We start from the raw sequence: 17,145 nt of genomic DNA, 5'->3' as shown, positions 1-17,145 counted from the left end.
TGCAGATCCGAAAAGACGTGACCCTGAACCAGGAGTTTAAGTATGGCCACTGAGATCAAGGGCCTGGTCGGCCCGGCTCCCACCGAGAACGAGAAGCTGCTCGAATGGATCGCTGACGCGGTCGAGCTCTTCGAGCCGGAGAAGGTCGTCTTCGCCGACGGTTCCCGTGAGGAATGGGATCGACTGACCACCGAGCTCGTCGAGGCCGGCACCCTCATCCGGCTGAACGAGGAGAAGCGCCCCAACAGCTTCCTCGCCCGCTCGAACCCGTCCGACGTCGCCCGCGTCGAGTCTCGCACCTTCATCTGCACCGAGACCGAGGACCAGGCCGGCCCGACCAACAACTGGGCCCCGCCGCAGGCGATGAAGGAGGAGATGCTCGACAAGTACAAGGGCTCCATGCACGGACGCACCATGTACGTCGTGCCCTTCTGCATGGGCCCGATCAGCGACCCGGAGCCCAAGCTCGGCGTCCAGCTGACCGACTCCGCCTACGTCGTGCTCTCGATGTCCATCATGACCCGCATGGGTTCTGAGGCCCTGGACAAGATCGGCAAGGACGGCGAGTTCGTCCCCTGCTACCACTCCGTGGGCGCCCCGCTCGAGCCCGGCGAGGAGGACGTCGCCTGGCCGTGCAACGACACCAAGTACATCACCCAGTTCCCCGAGACCAAGGAGATCTGGTCCTACGGCTCCGGCTACGGCGGCAACGCCATCCTGGCCAAGAAGTGCTACGCGCTGCGTATCGCCTCCGTGATGGCCAAGGAGGAAGGCTGGATGGCCGAGCACATGCTCATCCTGAAGCTCACCAGCCCGGAGGGCAAGGTCTACCACGTCACCGGCGCCTTCCCGTCGGCCTGCGGCAAGACCAACCTGGCCATGATCACCCCGACCATCGAGGGCTGGAGCGCCGAGGTCGTCGGCGACGACATCGCCTGGCTGCACCTGCGTGAGGACGGCCTCTACGCCGTCAACCCGGAGAACGGCTTCTTCGGCGTCGCCCCGGGCACCGACTACAACTCCAACCCGATCGCCATGAAGACCATGGAGCCGGGCAACACCCTGTTCACCAACGTCGCGCTCACCGACGAAGGCGACGTCTGGTGGGAGGGCATGGGCGAGGCCCCCGACCACCTCATCGACTGGAAGGGCAACGACTGGACCCCGGACTCCAGCGAGAAGGCCGCCCACCCGAACTCCCGCTACTGCGTGCCGATCAAGCAGTGCCCGACGGCCGCCCCGGAGTACGACGACTGGAAGGGCGTCAAGATCGACGCCATCCTCTTCGGCGGCCGTCGCCCCGACACCGTCCCGCTGGTCACCCAGGCCCACAGCTGGCAGCACGGCACCATGATCGGTGCGCTGCTGTCCTCCGGCCAGACCGCCGCCGCCGAGGGTGCGGTGGGCACCCTGCGCCACGACCCGATGGCCATGCTGCCGTTCATGGGCTACAACGCTGGTGAGTACCTGCAGAACTGGATCGACATGGGTAAGCGCGGCGGCGACAGGCTGCCGGCGATCTTCCTGGTCAACTGGTTCCGCAAGGACGACGACGGCAAGATCATCTGGCCCGGCTTCGGCGACAACTCCCGCGTGCTCAAGTGGATCGTCGACCGCATCGAGGGTCGCGTCGGCGCCGACGAGACCGTGGTGGGCCACACCGCCCGCGCCGAGGACCTCGACCTCGAGGGCCTGGACACCACCGTCGAGGAGGTCAAGTCCTGCCTGACCGCCCCGGCCGAGAAGTGGGAGGCCGACCTCGAGGACAACCAGGAGTACCTGAACTTCCTGGGCACGCACGTCCCGCAGGAGGTCTGGGACGAGTTCGACAAGCTCAAGGAGCGCATCTCGGCCGCCCAGAAGTAGGCCGCGCACCCACCCGTAGCGCCTGACCCCGCCCGGCCGCACCGGTTTCGCACCGGCGTGGCCGGGTTTTCGGGTAGACCGGGGGACATGGGCGCAACGGACACGACGGACGACGGGGCGGGCCGGGGGAAGGGCCCGGAGAACACGGGCCGGGCCATCGAGGTCCGCGGCGCGCGGGTGCACAACCTGCGCGGCATCGACGTCGACGTGCCGCTGGATCAGTGGGTCGCCGTCGCCGGGGTCTCCGGCTCCGGGAAGTCCTCGCTGGCGATGGGGGTGCTCTACGCGGAAGGCTCGCGGCGCTACCTGGAGGCGCTCACGACCTACACCCGCCGGCGCATGGGCCAGGCGGCCTGCGCGGAGGTCGACTCGGTGCGCCACGTGCCGGCCGCGCTCGCGCTGCGCCAGCGCCCCGGGGTACCCGGGGTGCGCTCGACCTTCGGCACGGCCACCGAGCTGCTCAACGTGCTGCGCCTGATCTTCTCCCGGCTGGGCGCGCACGTGTGCCCGAAGGGCCACCGGCTGAAGCCCACGCTGGCGGTGGCCGCCGAGGAGGAGATCGCCTGCCCGGTCTGCGGGGCGCAGGTGCACGCGCCGGGGGCGGAGGAGCTGGCCTTCAACTCGGCGGGTGCCTGCCCGACCTGCGAGGGCACCGGCACCGTGCGCGAGGTCGACGACGCGGCACTCATCCGCGACCCGGACGCCTCCATCGACGCCGGCACGGTCATTCCCTGGCAGACCTTCGGCTTCAACGTCCAGCCGCAGATCGCCCGCGAGTTCGGCGTGCGCACCGACGTGCCGTGGCGGGAGCTGAGCGACCGGGAGCGCGAGATCGTGCTCGACGGGCCCGAGGAGAAGAAGCACATCGTGGTCACCACCAAGAAGGGCGTGCACGACCTCGACTTCACCTTCCGCAACGCCCGCCTGACCGTGACCTATGAGCTCCAGCGCGCCGACAGCGAGAAGCGCCTGGCGCGGGTCTCCCGCTTCCTCACCGAGCGTCGCTGCCCGGACTGCGCCGGCACCCGGCTCTCGCAGGCGGCGCGCACCCCGCTGGTCGCGGGGCTGAACCTCGCCGAGGCCACCGCCATGACCCTCGAGGACGTCGACGCGTGGGTCGCCGCGCTGCCGGGAAAGGCCCCGGAGCCGCTGCGCCCGATGGCCGCGGCACTCGCGGAGACCTTCGCCCACATGACCCGCCGACTGCTCGACCTGGGCCTGGGCTACCTGACGCTCGATCGGGCGGCGGCCAGCCTGTCGACCGGCGAGCGCCAGCGCGTGCAGCTGGCCCGCGCGGTGCGCAACGAGACCACCGGGGTGCTCTACGTCCTCGACGAGCCCTCGATCGGCCTGCACCCGGACAACGTGCGCGGGCTGGTCGGCGTGATCCGGGATCTCATCGCCGAGGGCAACTCGGTGGTCATGGTCGATCACGACCCGCAGGTGCTGCGCGAGGCCGACCACGTCATCGAGATCGGCCCCGGCGCCGGCGCGGCCGGGGGCGAGGTCGTCGCCGCCGGTACACCCCTCTCGCTTGCCGACGCCGCGGGCTCGCGCATCGGCGCGTACCTGACCGGTGCGCGCCGGGTCGCCGTGCGGGAGGCGGCCGACGACGTCTTCGCCCGCGGCGCGATTGAGCTGGCCACCGGCGCGGTGCACACCGTGCATCCGCTGGAGGTTTCGGTGCCGCGGGGGCGGCTGAGCGTGGTCACCGGCGTCTCCGGCTCGGGCAAGTCCACCCTGGTGCTCGACAGCCTGGTGCCCGCGCTCGAGGCGCAGTTGGACGGTTCCGCGCCGCCGGAGCACGTGCGCCGCCTTGCCGCCGAGGGTATCGGGCGGGTCAACGTCGTCGACGCCACGCCGATCGGGGTCAACGTGCGCTCGACGGTGGCGACCTACTCCGGGGTGTTCGACGAGGTCCGCCGCGCCTTCGCCCGGCTCCCCGAGGCTCGCCAGGCCGGGCTGAAGGCCGGCGACTTCTCCTACAACACCGGCTCGCTGCGCTGCCCGCGCTGCGAGGGCACCGGCCGGATCACCCTGGACGTGCAGTTCCTGCCGGACGTGGAGATCGCCTGCCCGCAGTGTTCCGGGGGGCGCTTTGCGGCGCGCGCCGGCGAGTTCACGCGGGCGTCGGCACGCGGTGAGGGGGCGGTGAGCCTGCCGAAGCTGATGGCGATGAGCGTCGATGAGGCGCGCGGGCACCTGGCGGACATGCCGAAGGTCTCCCGCCGGCTCGACGCGCTGGCCGAGGTGGGGCTGGGGTACCTGACCCTCGGCGAGGCCACACCCGGGCTTTCCGGCGGGGAGGCGCAGCGGCTCAAGCTCGCCGGCGAGCTGGGCAAATCACAGAAGAGGTCGCTCTTTATCTTCGACGAGCCGACGGTGGGCCTGCACCCGGACGACGTCGCTGTGTTGATCGGGGTGCTCGACCGGCTGCTCGAGAAGGGTGCGACGGTGCTGGTCATCGAGCACGACCTGGACATGATCGCCAACGCGGACTTCCTGGTGGACATGGGCCCGGGCGGCGGCGCCTCCGGCGGGCGCATCGTGGCGTGCGGCACCCCGCGCCAGCTCGCCGCGCGCCACGGCGAGACCGGCTCGGTGACGGGGCGCTACCTGGCCGAGCACCTGGGGGTCTAGCGGCTTTCCGGCCGGGCCTCTCGTGTGGCGCCATCCCCAGTCCCGGTTACGCACTGCGTGGAGCGAGGAGCCGTGTTATGTACAAGATGGACCGAGACGACGGGTTGATCAACCCAACGTACGGCAAGGAGAAAGGTATATGAGGAAAGCTGTAACGGTCTTAGCTGCGAGTGCTGTACTGCTCGCTGGAAACTTCCTGGCGCCGGTTGCTTCGGCGACCCCAGTTGAAGATGCAGAGCGCGTTGAATTACTTCACCAGGGCGAGTCTATCAGGGTGTCTGACCAAGATTGGCTGTCTGTGTCTGCTGAGGATGCGAGCGTTAGTCCCGAAAGTACTACGTGGCGGGCGCTGGCAACGCGGGCCACGAGGCAAGCAACTCCCGCGCCACCGTGTGTAAATGCGGTGGGCGAAAAGGGATTTATTCAAGTCTATAATAACTGCGGGTTTGATGTCCGTGTCAAGGTGGTAATGGCATTTGGTCCAGATTCGGCGTGTCATGTCGTCATGGATGGGACAAGGCATAATATTGCACCCGGCGTCGGGCGAATCGATCGCGTCGAGCTCTGCTAATCTAACTTCTAGAGTGATGGTGAATGCATCTCGTACAACTGATTCTGAGGTGGGTAAATTTTGCGTAAGTTGACGGTCAAACTAATTTCCGCGGTTGTTCTCTGCGGATTGGCTGCGACCCCTGTTCCCGCAGGTGCGGTACAGAGGTATTTATTTGAAGATAAAGGGAATTGTGAAAGAACTTTGGGCGAATATCGGCTTGAACCAAAGTTGAAGGTATGGGCCGACAATGTTAGGTGCAACTGGCACCCAGAATTGGGTGATCACGGCCTATGGTATATTCACTAGAGGTGTTTTAAGTGGTTCCTGATAATGGAATAGGTGACTATACGGCCAGGCTGCAGGAAATAGAGGCGCGGGCCCGCGCGTGCATCGGGCGGTACCAGGAGGGTCCGGAACCGCTGGTCGATCCGGAGTTGACGGTTTCAAACCTGCGGGGAGCCGGCTTTCCGCGCGCGTCCGTAGAGCGGCTCCGGGATGCTGATCTGCCGGCTGAAGAGCGGGCTCAGGCAATCGCCTATCTGGTGGCGACGTGGTACCGGGACAGTTCCGGGGGCCAGTGGGTGTACGTCCCCATGGAAGTCGACGCACCTTACCTGTTTCTCAAATTCGGCGTCGGAATCGCCGCAAGCGGCATACTGTGGAACGCGGCGGATTCCGCGCGGGAAATCCTCGCCGGCGAGGATCTGGACATGGTCGAAGCTGCGTTGAATGTCAACATCAGGCTGGCGCGGTCGTAGCTCGGCCTGACGTCGCTTCGTCTGTTTTGCCTAGATGTACTGATCGGGGAGGTTGGTTAACCGACTCACCGGCGGCAGGCCTCCACATGCGGAATGGGGTCGGTGGTGATTGTAATCGTGCAACCACCGCCCCAGCTTGCCCCGACGCTCCTCTTCCGATAGGTAGCACTCTGCGTAGGCCCACCCATTTGCCATCGTGGGGTGAAACCGCTCTATCTTCCCGTTTGTCTGCGGCCGGTACGGCCGGGTCCGCTTCGGTGTAATCCCCAGCTGGGCACACGTGACAGCCCACAAGCGCGAGCGGTAGGCAGACCCGTTGTCGCTCAAGACCCGCCTGGTGACAACCCCACGGGCGTCGAACCAGTCAACGGCACGGCGCAGCACGCCGGCAGCCGTGACGGCCTTCTCGTCGTCGTGGATCTCCGCGTAAGCGACCCGGGAGTGATCGTCAATGACGGTGTGCACGTAGCAGTAGCGTCGTTTGCCCTGGCCGTGCGTCTTCTTCGACTCGTTGATCTGCCGGGCGCGGTTGCGGTCGCCTTGCGACCTGCCCACGAAGCGCCACCCGCCGTCGGGGATCTCGCCGAACTTGGTGACATCGACATGCAGCAGGTCACCGGGGTTGTCGTGCTCATAACGGCGCACCGGCTCGCCGGTGGCCCGGTCGGTGTAGGCCAAGCGGTTCAGCCCACAGGAGACAAGGATTCTTATGGACTGTGGAGGCGGCGATACCGCATAACGCGGCCAGCTGCAGCGGGCCGAGGCGCTTTCGTCTGCGCAGGGAGATCACCCAGGCAGCGACTTTGGCAGGAGTCTTTTTCGGGCTGGTGTGCGGGCGTGAGGAGCGGTCTGTCATCGGTTCGCCGGCGCGGTAGCGCTTCGCCCACCGGTTAGCGGTGGCCCAGGAACACTGGAATCGGGCGGCGACTTCGGAGACCGGGTGGCCTTCGTCGACGATGCGTTGGGCGACGCGTAGACGAGCTTTCGGGGTCAGTGCTGCGTTAGCATGACACATCAGAGGGCCTCCTGTTGGTGGTGGTAGTTTCGACGCTTCCTATTCCACACCAGGAGGCTCTCGCCGTGTCAGATCACACGCTCGGGTCGCACAGGCTCGACCAGGTCTCCGGTCAGTACACCTAGATGGCGGCGAAGAGCGCGCCGAAGCAGGCCAGAAGCAGCGGCGGGTTCTCCTTCATGCCGACCTGCTTGGGCGTGAACTTCTCGCCGGCGGCCGCCCGGTGCGGGTAGTACCAGGAGCGCACCAGCGCCCAGGCCATCGCGGCGACCAGCAGCACGCCGCCGAGCCAGCCGGCGCGAGCTGCAGCGACGAGGATGACGGTCGCGATGAGCGCGACGGCGTGGTAGGCCACGGAACCTGCCAGGTAGCGGCGGTTGCCCTTCTGACGGATCATCGACTTCACGTAGGTCACGGCCCCGGAGAAGAACATCGCGAGCACGGCGACGGCTACCCAGGCGGCGGCCGGGATCTGGGCGATCCGGCCGTGCTCGCCGACCTGGACGAGCACGGCGACCAGCAGCGCGGAGGCAATCGTGGTGGAAACCCCAGAGAGCGTGGAGCGGGCGCGCCCGCGCAGCGTCTCGACGCAGGCGACGGCGATCAGGGGGCCGAAGAAGACCGCCCACCAGGCCAGCTGCGGGTGCAGCGCGAGGGCGAGCACCGCGGCGACGGCCGCGACGGCGCCGTAGACGTAGACCGGGGTGACGTACTGGCGGCGGCGCTCGGGTGTGCGTGCCTTGGCGACCATGCCGAAGGCGAAGAAGGCGCCGTAGCCGAAGAACCAGGCGACAAGCACAGCGAGCAGTACTAGCAGGCTGCGCGCCGGGGCCGCGGAGCCGGCGAAGCGCATGACCGCCACGATCGTGCCCACCACGGCCGGGGCGATGAGCATCGCCCACGCGCCGTGCTGGTTGGGAACCCACGGCGAGATCCCGCGGCGTCGCTTGCGGGCGGGACGCTCGGCGCGCTTCCCCGTGGTCCCGGTGCTCTCGGTGGACTTCGCTGCCCTCACGTGCTGCCTCCCTCTCGGCTCAGCCTCAGACTAGCACCCACCGAAGGTTTGAAACCATTCGGGCCGTGTTAAATCGGCGCCGGCCCGGGGATCGTGGTTCGGGGTCGAAGACCGTCAGTTGATCCTTCCGAAGGCGAAGGCCACCATGAGCAGGATGGGCCACGCGAAAGCGGTGAGGATCGAGAGGATCAACAGGATCCAGGCTCGCGACCGGATCGCCACCGCCGCGCCGAAGACGACGGCCACGACGGTCAGGGTGGTGTATCCCCACTCGAGGGCTGTAGGGACGCGGTCGTTGATGAAGGGCGTGCAGATCCATACCGCGACTATCAGGCCCCAGGCGACGATTCGGTACGGGAAGGAGCCCAAAGCCCCCGCGGTTGTTCTCGGCATGTTCGGCAGTGGACTCGGCGGGCATCGCGCACCTCCGGCGGTCGTGGTCGGTTCCGTATGCGTGCACGTATCATGCTTGCATACCGTCCGTCCGTGTCTACGGTCTCAGAAAAATCAACCGCATGTTCACGTCACACTCCCAGGATTTCACCGCTTGCGCAGCGCGATGACCAGGTTGCTCACCGCGAACTCCCGCAGGCCCGGCACGCGCGTGACCCACCACGCCCAGGACGGGTGGTACCGCGGGAAGAGCCCCACCACCTCCGCCGCGCCCCGCCCGGCCAATTCCCGCGCCCAGCGCACCCCCTCCGCACAGGAGACCGCGAAGAGCGAGGACCCGAAGACGTTCTTCGGCAGGTGCCCGTGCCGGCGGGCGTAGCGGTCCCGGGCGAAGCCGCCGCCGACGTAGTGCTCCCACAGCCCCGTCTCGTGCCCGCCGAAGGGGCCGAGCCACACCGTGTAGCTGAGCACCGCCAGTCCGCTCGGGCGGGTGACCCGCAGCATCTCCGCGCCCATCGCCCACGGGTCCGGCACGTGCTCGGCCACGTTCGAGGAGTAGACCACGTCGAAGGCCCCGTCGCGGAAGGGCAGCGCCTCGCCCGAGCCGCGCACCGAGGCCGCCACCCGGATGCCCGCCGCCGCCATCTCCCCGGCGTCCGGCTCCAGGCCGACGTAGTGCGCCCCGTACCGGGCGAAGGCCTCGGCGAAGTAGCCCGGGCCTCCGCCCACGTCGAGCACGCGCGCCCCACGCAGGGCAGGCGCGGCGTCGTCAATCGAACCGGAGCAGTCGGCGACGAGGCAGCCGACAAGGCCCGCGGTGTCCTCGGCGAGGTGGCCGTAGAAGCGCGCGGGGTCGGTCTGCTCGACGCGGACGTCGCGCAGCAGGGCGAGCGCGCGCGGCAGCGTGGCCCGCGCGCGGGTGCGGGGCAGGTCCATGCCCGCCAGGCTAGTGCGCCACCCGCGCCGGTTAGGCTGGGAGGCCACATGAAGATCCTGCTGTTGTGCTGGCGCGACACCGCCCACCCCCAGGGCGGCGGCTCCGAGCGCTACCTCGAACGCGTCGGGGCGTATCTCGCACGCCACGGCCACGAGGTCGTCTACCGCACCGCCGCCTACCCGGGCGCGGCCCGCCGCGAGGCCCGCGACGGCATGACCTTCTCGCGCGCCGGCGGGCGCTACACCGTCTACGTCCGCGCCGCGGCCGCGATGCTCGCCGGGCGCCTCGGTATCGGGCCGCTGAAAGGCGTCGACGCCGTGGTGGACACGCAGAACGGCATCCCGTTCTTCGCCCGCGTCTTCGCCGGCCGGCCCACCGTGCTGCTGACCCACCACTGCCACCGTGCGCAGTGGCCGGTCGCCGGGCCCGTCATCGGCCGGCTCGGCTGGTGGCTCGAGTCCAGGCTGGCCCCGCGCGTCTACCGCGGCGCGCCGTACGTGACCGTCTCGGCCTCCAGCCGCGGCCAACTCGTCGAGCTCGGCGTGGACCCGGGGCGCATCAGCATCGTCGCCAACGGGATCGACCCGCTCGAGATTTCCGACGCCGCGCCCGCCCCCGCCCCGGCGCCGGGTGCGCCCGTGCGCGTGGTGACGCTGTCGCGCCTGGTGCCGCACAAGCGCATCGAGCACGCCATGGCCGCGGTCGCGGCGCTGCCCGGGGTGGTCCTCGACGTCATCGGCTCCGGGTGGTGGGGCCCGCGCCTGCGCGAGCACGCCCGCGACCTCGGCGTGGAGGACCGCGTGGTCTTCCACGGCCAGGTCGACGAGGCGATCAAGCACCGCATCCTCGCCGGCGCCGCGCTGCACCTGATGCCCTCGGCCGCCGAGGGCTGGGGCCTGGCCGTCGTCGAGGCCGCCCAGCACGGCGTGCCCACCGTCGGCTACGCCGCCTCCGGGGGCCTGCGCGACTCCGTCGCCGACGGCCGCACCGGCGTGCTCGTCGGGCGCGAGGACCCGCGCGCGTTCACCGCCGCGGTGCGCGCGTTACTTGACGACGCCGCGGGACGCGCCGCCATGGGCGAGCGCGCCCGGGCGTGGGCGGACGGCTTCAGCTGGGCGGACACCGGCGCGGCCTTCGCGGAGCTGCTCGCCGGGATCGCGCGGTGAGCGCTGCGTCGACTTCGGCGCGGTGACCGGCGGGTTTCGCGCGCGTGACGCGGCGGTGAATTCCCTCGTCCCGCGCTGCGAGGGCCCTGAAGTGCGGCTATGAAAAGCATGAGGGCGCCCCCTCACCGGGTGCCGCCGCAGACACTAAGGAGCCTTCATGTCCCACCGCATTCCGCGCCGTGGCCTGGCCGTGCTGACCGCGCTCTCCGTGAGCACGCTCGGGCTGGTCGTCCCCGCCGGCGCCCAGGAGGAGGAGAACGGGTCCGCCCGCTTCCACATCTCCAACATCACCGACTTCCACGGTCACTTCGCCGCCAACAAGTCCGACCCCGGCGCCGCGATGCTCAAGTGCGCCGTCGACAAGGAGGCCGGCGACCTGCCCTCTTCTTTCGTCGCCTCCGGCGACCTGGTGGGCGGCTCGCCCTACGCCTCCGCGCTGCTCGAGGACGAGCCTGCCATCGAGACCCTCAACCAGATGGGCCTCGAGGTCTCCGCGGTGGGCAACCACGAGTTCGACAAGGGCTACGCGGACCTGAAGGACCGCATCGAGCCGGCCGCCGACTGGGACTACCTGGGCGCCAACGCCGAGGGCACCGAGCTGGCCCCCTACAAGATCGTCGAGCTCGACGGCGTGAAGGTCGCCTACGTGGGCACCGTCACCGACGACATGCCGAACCTGGTCTCGCCCAGCGGCATCGAGGGCATCGAGTTCACCGACCCGATCGCCGCGACCAACAAGGTCGCCGACGAGCTGACCGAGTCCGGCGAGGCCGACGTCGTCGTCGGCCTCTTCCACGAGGGCGTGACCGACCCGGCCGAGTTCTCCGAGAACGTCGACGTCGTCTTCGCCGGCCACACCCACCAGCCGGTCGAGCCGAACCTCGACCGCGCCGAGGGCGTGCCGCTGCTCATGCAGGCCGGCAGCTACTCGCAGTACCTCAACTCCGTCGACTTCAGCTACGACCGCGAGTCCGACACCCTGACCGTCGACTCCGCCGAGCTGCTCGACGCCGAGGCCATCAACGCCTGCGGCAACCCCGACCCGGAGATCGAGGCCACCGTCAAGGCCGCCGAGGAGGCCGCCGAGGAGGAGGGCGCCAAGGTCGTCGCCGAGATCGACGCCCCGCTGACCCGCGGCGTCAACGCCGGCGGCGACCCGGGCTCCAACCGTGGCGTGGAGTCCACCGCCAACAACTTCCTGGCCGACGCCGCGCGCTGGGCCATCTCCAACAAGACCTCGGTGACCGCCGACATCGGCGTGATGAATGCCGGCGGCGTGCGCGACGACCTGGACTCCGGCGAGGTCACCTACGCCGAGGCCTTCGCCGTGCAGCCCTTCGGCAACGAGATCACCTACACCCGCCTGACCGGTGAGCAGTTCAAGAAGGCCCTGGAGCAGCAGTGGAAGGACGGCGGCGAGCGCCCCGTGCTCTCCCTGGGCGTCTCCGACAACGTCTCCTACGTCTACGACGTCGAGGCCCCGGCCGGCGAGCGCATCAAGTCCGTGACCGTCGACGGCGAGCCGCTCGACCCCGGGCGCGAGTACGTCGTCGCCGGCTCCACCTTCCTGCTCGAGGGCGGCGACTCCTTCTCCGCGCTGGCCGAGGGCTCCGAGCTGGCCGCCACCGGCCTGATGGACATCGAGGCCTTCGTCTCCTACCTGCGTGACAACGAGGACGCCGCCCCGCGCGCCGGCCAGTCCAACGTCTCCGTGCACCTGCCGGAGAAGGTCGCCGCCGGCGAGGAGATCACCGTCGAGCTGTCCAGCCTGATCTACTCCGTCGACGACCCGGTCAAGAAGGTCACCGTCCGCGTCGGCGACACCGAGGTCGAGGCCGACATCGACCCGGACCTGGGTGAGCCCGGCCACGGTGAGGCCGGCAAGGCCTCCGTCACCCTGACCCTGCCCGAGGACGCCACCGCTGAGACCGAGCTGACCGTCACCACCGACGCCGGCACCGAGGTCTCCGCCCCGCTGGGTGCGCTCACCGAGGTCGCCGGCTCCGGCGACGACGATCCCGATGAGCCCGGCAAGCCCGGCGCCGACGGCTCCTCCGGCTCCTCTGAGACCGGCAAGATCGTCGGCGGCGTGCTCGGCGGCCTGCTGGGCCTGGGCGCCCTGGTCACCGCCGTGCTGGCCTTCCTGATGCCGGCCGTCCCGGGTGTCCTGCCGGGTGCGCTCGACCGCCTGGCCGAGCAGTTCCCGCAGGCCGCCCCCTTCATCGAGCAGCTCAAGAACGCCCTGTGACCCGCGGGCGCCGGGCGGCTAACGCCGCCGGCGCCGCCGCGGCCCACAGCACAAGCAGCACGACGCCCGCCACCTTCGGCCACGCCGGGGCGGCGGGCGCCGTAGTCTGTGCCAGCACCTCGCCGTCTGAGTCGATGACCCAGCCGACGCCGAGGTCCGCCAGCGCGTCGAGATCCCCGGCCCGCCACGCCTGATCGGCCGCCGACCAGCGCGCCGAGGGCGCGTCGACTACCACCCCGTCGACCACCAGCTGCCCGGAGGCGACCGTGGGCAGGGCCTTGTCGAGGTGGTCGACAGTGGGCACGCCGTCCACCTCGACCAGGCCGGTGGAACCGGCCACCAGCACGTCGCGACCGTCGGAAATCTCTTTTACCGCCGCCGGCGTCGGGTCCGGCACGGGGGCCAGCCTGCGCAGCGCGGCGGGGAAGTCGAGGGCCTGGACGACGGCGAGCACCAGTGCCAGCCACGCCCAGCGCTCCTTCGTGCCCAGGCGGCTGAGCCCGCCGAGGGCGGCGACGAGCGCGGGCACGGCCAGCAGCACGAACTTGTGGGCGTCGCGCACCAGTCCCGCCCCGGGCACGGTGGCCACCGCCCAGGCGAACCAGCCGGGCACCAGCCACGCGGCCAGCGGAATGACAAGGCCCACCGCCGCGGCCGCCCACAGGGGGCGGGCCACCGCGCGCCGGCCGAGCAGGCAGAGCAGCGTCAGCGCCAGGCCGAAGAGCCCGAAGCCCGCGGCGCGCGAGTCTGGGGCGGCCCCGGCGTTCCAGATCCCGCCGAGGCTCAAGAGCGTGCCGCCGGTGCCCAGGTGCGCCTCGGCGCGCGGGGCGAAGGCGGCGGCCGAGGCCGCCGTGGCCGTGCCCGTACCCGCCCCGCTCAGCGCGGCCCAGGCGGCCGGCACCAGCCACGGCAGGCACAGCGCGCCCGCCAGCGCCCAGGTCAGCGGTGCGTCGCCGGACGTCTTCGCGCCGGCTGCCTTAGCGCCGCCGCGGCGCACGGTCAGCCCGCCGACCAGCCCGCCGAGCACCGCGCCCGTCGGGGTCAGCGCGGCCGGCACCATGCCCGCCCACGCGAGCCCCGTGCGCCCGGAGAGCCCCGCCCAGGCGATCGCGGGCAAGAGCCACCCGGCGACCGCCAGCGACCACTGTCCCTGCAGCAGGCGCTCGACCATCGCCGGGTTCAGCAGCGTCAGCGTGGCACCGGCCGCCGCGGCCACCGGCCCGCCGCCGACGTGGCGCACCAGCGCCACCGCCCCGCCGGCCCCGGCCACGGCCCCGAGAGCGAGGATGCCGCGGGCCAGCCAGGACGCCGGCAGCACGAGCCCGGCCAGGGCGAGCAGCCCGTCCTGGGGCGCGTTGCGCGCCGGGAGATCCCCGAAGCCGAAGGCGCCGGCCGTCAGCGCCGGCGAGTCGAGCACCAGCATGTCGCGGTGGGCGAGCACCCCGGGGGCGGCAAAGGGCAGCAGCACGGCCCCGACCAGCAGCGTGCACCAGGCGGCCACGGCCGCCACGGCGAGCGCGTCGCGCCGGCTCATCGCCGCGCCGGATCCGCCGCCCGCCCGCGCCGGGTGAACGCGGCCACGCCCAGGCCGACCACCACGAGGGTGAGCACGCGGCACACCCAGGCCAGCGCTGCGAGTGCGCGGCGGGTGTCGATGGTGCGCCGCGCCTCGTCGCGGGCGGTGGCACGTGAGTCGTCGTCCCAGCGGGTCTCGGCGGCCACCAGGGTGCGGGCGTCGACGGTGCGCTCGGCGGAGTCGCCGATCTGCTCGACCGCCCCCGGCCCGCCCGGGGCGCGCACGGCGGCGCCGGAGCCCTCCGGGGCCGCGCCGGCGTCGGTGGCGTCGGCGTACTCGGCGGGGTCCTCGGCGGCGGCGAGGTAGATGCGCACGCGCTCGGCGACGTCGACGACGCGCCCGGACTGCGGCTCGACCTTCACCTCGCGGTCGACGGCGTAGTAGGGCTCGAGGGTGACCTCGGCGTCCGGGGCCAGCCCGCGGGCGCCGAGCTGCCCGGCGTCGTAGAAGCGCCGCGCCGGCCCGCGCACCGCGAGCTTGTCGGCGGCCTCGGCGCGGTCCTCGCCGAGGGCGGCCAGGGTGTCGGCGAGCCGGTGGCCGGCCACGCGCTGGCCGTAGACGTGGGTGAGCATCGTCTCCTCGGCCGGGTCGGCCGGGGCCTTGCCGCGGTAGTCGAGGTAGGTCGTCTCCATCAGCCACGGGTCGAAGTACTGGTAGGAGCGCTTCTCGGTCTCCACGGGGAAGCGGTGAGTCAGCCCCTCGCGCACGAAGCCGTCCGTTTCCTGGTCCACCCCCGCCGCCGGCAGCTCGACGCCGACGCGGCTGGTCGGGTAGGCCGAGGGAAAGGTCGAGTCGCGCTCGAGCACCGCCCGGTCGTGCACGCGGGCGATGGGCTCGCCGCCGGCGATGACCTCGCTGCGCGCGTCGGCCAGCGCGCCGTCGTCCTCCGTCTCCTCGTCGTCGGGGTCGGTGCGCGCGGCGGTGTAGTCCACGGTCTGGTCCACGGCCAGCTCCACGGCGCGCGCGAGCTTCCCGGGCGCCTCGTCCGAGTCGGCGAGTCTGCCTGCGTCGACGACCCGGGCGTCCGGGTCCACCGAGCGCACGCTGCGGGTCACCCCGACCTCGAGGTCGTACATCAGGTAGAGCACCACGCGCGGGGCGACGTCGCCGACCAGCAGCAGCACGAGCACGGCCGCCAGGGTCGCCATGGCGGCGCGCCGCCTGGTCCCCGGCTGTCCCACGAGTCCCACGGACGCCTCCTTCCAGTACCCTGGCGCAGGTGAGCGAGGTTATCTCGGGCCAATCCTACGCACGCCGCTTCGTCGAGTCCCTCGAGGGCCTGCGCGCCGTGGCCGCCGCGGGGGTGGTGGTCACCCACGTCGCCTTCCAGACCGGCGTGGACCCTAAGAGCCACTTCGGCGCGCTGACCGCCCGCTTCGACTTCTTCGTCGCCGTCTTCTACGCCCTGTCGGCCTTCCTCTTGTGGCGCCGCCACCGCACCGACCGCCGCTTCGGCCGCTACTACCGCCGGCGTATCGCCCGCATCGCCCCGGCCTACCTCGTCTGCGCGGTGGTGGTGCTGCTCTGGCTGCCCGAGGCCTTCGGCGCCTCCCCGCTGCAGGTCCTCGCCCAGCTGACACTGACCCAGATCTACGTGCCCGATGGCCTGATCGGCGGGCTGACCCACATGTGGTCGCTGTGCGTGGAGGTCGCCTTCTACCTGGTCCTGCCGCTCATCGCGCTCACGATCGGGCGCCTGACGAGCCGCCGGGCGCGCGTGGCGGGGATCCTCGCGCTCACCGCGGCGCTCTCGGCGTGGCCCTGGCTGCCGTTTGTCGCCGCCGCCGAAGGCGCCGTCAACCTGCAGATCTGGCCGCCCAGCTACGCCCCCTGGTTCGCCGTGGGGCTCCTCGCCGCCGAGGCCGAGGGCCACCTCGCCGGGCGCCCCGCCGCCCGCGCCCGCGTCGCGCGCCTCTCCGCCCCGCGGTGGCTCTACTGGGCCGCGGCGATGGCGGTGGCCTGGGCCGCCGGGCGCGAGTGGTTCGGCCCGCTGGGCCTCGAGCACCCCTCCCCGGGCCAGTTCAGCGCGCGCATCGCCGCTGGCGCCGTCTTAGCCGCGCTGATCGTCGTGCCCTACGCGCTGGCCCCGCGGCGCAGCGACCTCATCGCCACCGCCCCGCTGCGCCTGGCCGGCCGGTGGAGCTACTCACTGTTCCTCTGGCACGTCGCGGTGCTCGGCGCCGTCTTCCCGCTGACCGGCATCGGCACCTTCACCGGCGGCTTCTGGCCCGTGCTGGCCGTCACGCTCGTCGTCTCGTTGGGCGTCGCCGGCGTCTCGCACACGCTCATCGAGCAGCCCGTCCTCGATCGGCAGCGCCGCCGCGAGCACCGCCACAAGGACCGCCCCGGCCAGCAGCGCCGAGTCGCCGGCGTAGAGCCCGTGCACGCCGGGCGGCCAGGGCGCACGCCCGAGCCACGCCGCGCCCGCCCCCAGTGAGCCCGCGACCAGCCACGTCGGCCGGATCCGCGTGAAGCGCTGCACCACCCACGCGACCACGGCCGCGACCGCGCCGGCGACACCTGCCACGAGCACCGCCGCGAGCGCCACGACCCCGAAGCCGGTCCAGCGCCGCCCGATTGACGACGTCCCGGTGGTCACCGTCGTGCGCACGGCTGGCGCGGTGCGAGGGACTCCCGCCCCTCGCACCAGGATGAGGACGAGCCCCAGCAGAGTGAGCACCGCGACCGCGCCGCCGCCGAGGAGCCCGGCGCGGTAGGCCGGCTGCCCGGCGAAGGAGAACTCGACGCTCCCGCCCACGCCCGCCGGCACCCGGAAGGCCTGCATGCCCGCGTCGAGCACCGCAGGCTCCAGCTCCCGGCCGGCCACGCTCGCGCGCAGGCCCGGATTCGCCGAGCGCCCGGTCATCAGCCACCGGTCCCGGTCGGCTGCCGTGACCTCCACCGGGCCGCCGGCCCCGCCGCCGAGCGCCTCGACGTGCTGCTCGGGCGAGGCGGTGAAGCCCGGTTCGGCCAGCTCC

At 71.3% G+C, this 17,145-nt stretch carries 12 protein-coding genes and 1 pseudogene; 7 read left to right on the top strand and 6 right to left on the bottom strand.

What is annotated here, in order from left to right:
- Nucleotides 1-42 precede the first annotated feature (42 nt).
- The 4 genes from QQA02_RS05280 to QQA02_RS05270 all read left to right on the top strand — a co-directional run bounded on the left by QQA02_RS05280 (nt 43) and on the right by QQA02_RS05270 (nt 5,817).
- Entirely contained in the window at nt 43-1,866 is a 1,824-nt protein-coding gene (locus tag QQA02_RS05280) for a phosphoenolpyruvate carboxykinase (GTP) (RefSeq protein ID WP_284773667.1), read from the top strand.
- Between the two features lie 87 nt (nt 1,867-1,953).
- Entirely contained in the window at nt 1,954-4,506 is a 2,553-nt protein-coding gene (locus QQA02_RS05275) for an excinuclease ABC subunit UvrA (protein ID WP_284773668.1), read from the top strand.
- A gap of 139 nt (nt 4,507-4,645) precedes the next feature.
- Complete coding sequence (locus QQA02_RS11715; RefSeq protein WP_502870977.1) at nt 4,646-5,077, top strand: alpha-amylase inhibitor; 432 nt, start codon at nt 4,646-4,648, stop codon at nt 5,075-5,077.
- 299 nt (nt 5,078-5,376) lie between these two features.
- Complete coding sequence (locus tag QQA02_RS05270) at nt 5,377-5,817, top strand: hypothetical protein (RefSeq protein ID WP_284773669.1); 441 nt, start codon at nt 5,377-5,379, stop codon at nt 5,815-5,817.
- A 30-nt stretch (nt 5,818-5,847) separates the two neighbouring features.
- On the opposite strand, the pseudogene QQA02_RS05265 reads toward QQA02_RS05270, so the two are convergent.
- The 4 genes and pseudogenes from QQA02_RS05265 to QQA02_RS05250 all read right to left on the bottom strand — a co-directional run bounded on the left by QQA02_RS05265 (nt 5,848) and on the right by QQA02_RS05250 (nt 9,176).
- Nucleotides 5,848-6,832, bottom strand: a pseudogene (locus tag QQA02_RS05265) (IS481 family transposase).
- Between the two features lie 121 nt (nt 6,833-6,953).
- Entirely contained in the window at nt 6,954-7,847 is an 894-nt protein-coding gene (locus tag QQA02_RS05260) for a YwiC-like family protein (RefSeq protein ID WP_284773670.1), read from the bottom strand.
- Nucleotides 7,848-7,961: 114 nt separating this feature from the next.
- On the bottom strand, nt 7,962-8,240 hold the full coding sequence (locus QQA02_RS05255) for a hypothetical protein (RefSeq protein WP_284773671.1): 279 nt from the start codon (nt 8,238-8,240) through the stop codon (nt 7,962-7,964).
- A 147-nt stretch (nt 8,241-8,387) separates the two neighbouring features.
- Entirely contained in the window at nt 8,388-9,176 is a 789-nt protein-coding gene (locus tag QQA02_RS05250; protein WP_284773672.1) for a class I SAM-dependent methyltransferase, read from the bottom strand.
- Nucleotides 9,177-9,224: 48 nt separating this feature from the next.
- Here QQA02_RS05250 and QQA02_RS05245 point away from each other — a divergent pair, with 48 nt between their 5' ends.
- Complete coding sequence (locus tag QQA02_RS05245) at nt 9,225-10,343, top strand: glycosyltransferase family 4 protein (RefSeq protein ID WP_284773673.1); 1,119 nt, start codon at nt 9,225-9,227, stop codon at nt 10,341-10,343.
- Between the two features lie 157 nt (nt 10,344-10,500).
- Nucleotides 10,501-12,591, top strand: a complete 2,091-nt coding sequence (locus QQA02_RS05240) for a bifunctional metallophosphatase/5'-nucleotidase (protein ID WP_284773674.1) — start codon at nt 10,501-10,503, stop codon at nt 12,589-12,591.
- On the opposite strand, the gene QQA02_RS05235 is transcribed toward QQA02_RS05240, so the two are convergent.
- Both QQA02_RS05235 and QQA02_RS05230 read right to left on the bottom strand, forming a co-directional pair.
- A complete protein-coding gene (locus tag QQA02_RS05235; protein ID WP_284773675.1) occupies nt 12,575-14,125 on the bottom strand; it encodes an MmpA family trehalose lipid delivery protein in 1,551 nt (516 codons plus the stop codon). The two genes, QQA02_RS05240 and QQA02_RS05235, sit on opposite strands and share 17 nt — an antisense overlap.
- On the bottom strand, nt 14,122-15,357 hold the full coding sequence (locus QQA02_RS05230) for a porin PorA family protein (protein WP_284773676.1): 1,236 nt from the start codon (nt 15,355-15,357) through the stop codon (nt 14,122-14,124). Before QQA02_RS05230 ends, QQA02_RS05235 begins: the two co-directional genes overlap by 4 nt.
- A gap of 29 nt (nt 15,358-15,386) precedes the next feature.
- On the opposite strand from QQA02_RS05230, the gene QQA02_RS05225 reads away from it, so the two are divergent.
- A complete protein-coding gene (locus tag QQA02_RS05225; protein ID WP_284773677.1) occupies nt 15,387-16,604 on the top strand; it encodes an acyltransferase family protein in 1,218 nt (405 codons plus the stop codon).
- The last annotated feature ends 541 nt before the right edge of the window (nt 16,605-17,145 follow it).

The sequence above is a fragment of the Corynebacterium sp. MSK006 genome (assembly GCF_030232385.1).
GTDB lineage: Bacteria > Actinomycetota > Actinomycetes > Mycobacteriales > Mycobacteriaceae > Corynebacterium > Corynebacterium frankenforstense_A.
The sequence above is the reverse complement of the archived record's forward strand: the minus strand, read 5'-3'. Positions and strand labels throughout refer to the sequence as shown.

What these genes read in the sequence shown, in the direction of transcription:
- QQA02_RS05280 (WP_284773667.1), top strand. Translation starts at nt 43, where the DNA reads ATGGCCACTGAGATCAAGGGCCTGGTCGGCCCGGCTCCCACCGAGAAC.
- QQA02_RS05275 (WP_284773668.1), top strand. Translation starts at nt 1,954, where the DNA reads ATGGGCGCAACGGACACGACGGACGACGGGGCGGGCCGGGGGAAGGGC.
- QQA02_RS11715 (WP_502870977.1), top strand. Translation starts at nt 4,646, where the DNA reads ATGAGGAAAGCTGTAACGGTCTTAGCTGCGAGTGCTGTACTGCTCGCT.
- QQA02_RS05255 (WP_284773671.1), bottom strand. Translation starts at nt 8,240, where the DNA reads ATGCCGAGAACAACCGCGGGGGCTTTGGGCTCCTTCCCGTACCGAATC.
- QQA02_RS05250 (WP_284773672.1), bottom strand. Translation starts at nt 9,176, where the DNA reads ATGGACCTGCCCCGCACCCGCGCGCGGGCCACGCTGCCGCGCGCGCTC.
- QQA02_RS05245 (WP_284773673.1), top strand. Translation starts at nt 9,225, where the DNA reads ATGAAGATCCTGCTGTTGTGCTGGCGCGACACCGCCCACCCCCAGGGC.
- QQA02_RS05240 (WP_284773674.1), top strand. Translation starts at nt 10,501, where the DNA reads ATGTCCCACCGCATTCCGCGCCGTGGCCTGGCCGTGCTGACCGCGCTC.
- QQA02_RS05235 (WP_284773675.1), bottom strand. Translation starts at nt 14,125, where the DNA reads ATGAGCCGGCGCGACGCGCTCGCCGTGGCGGCCGTGGCCGCCTGGTGC.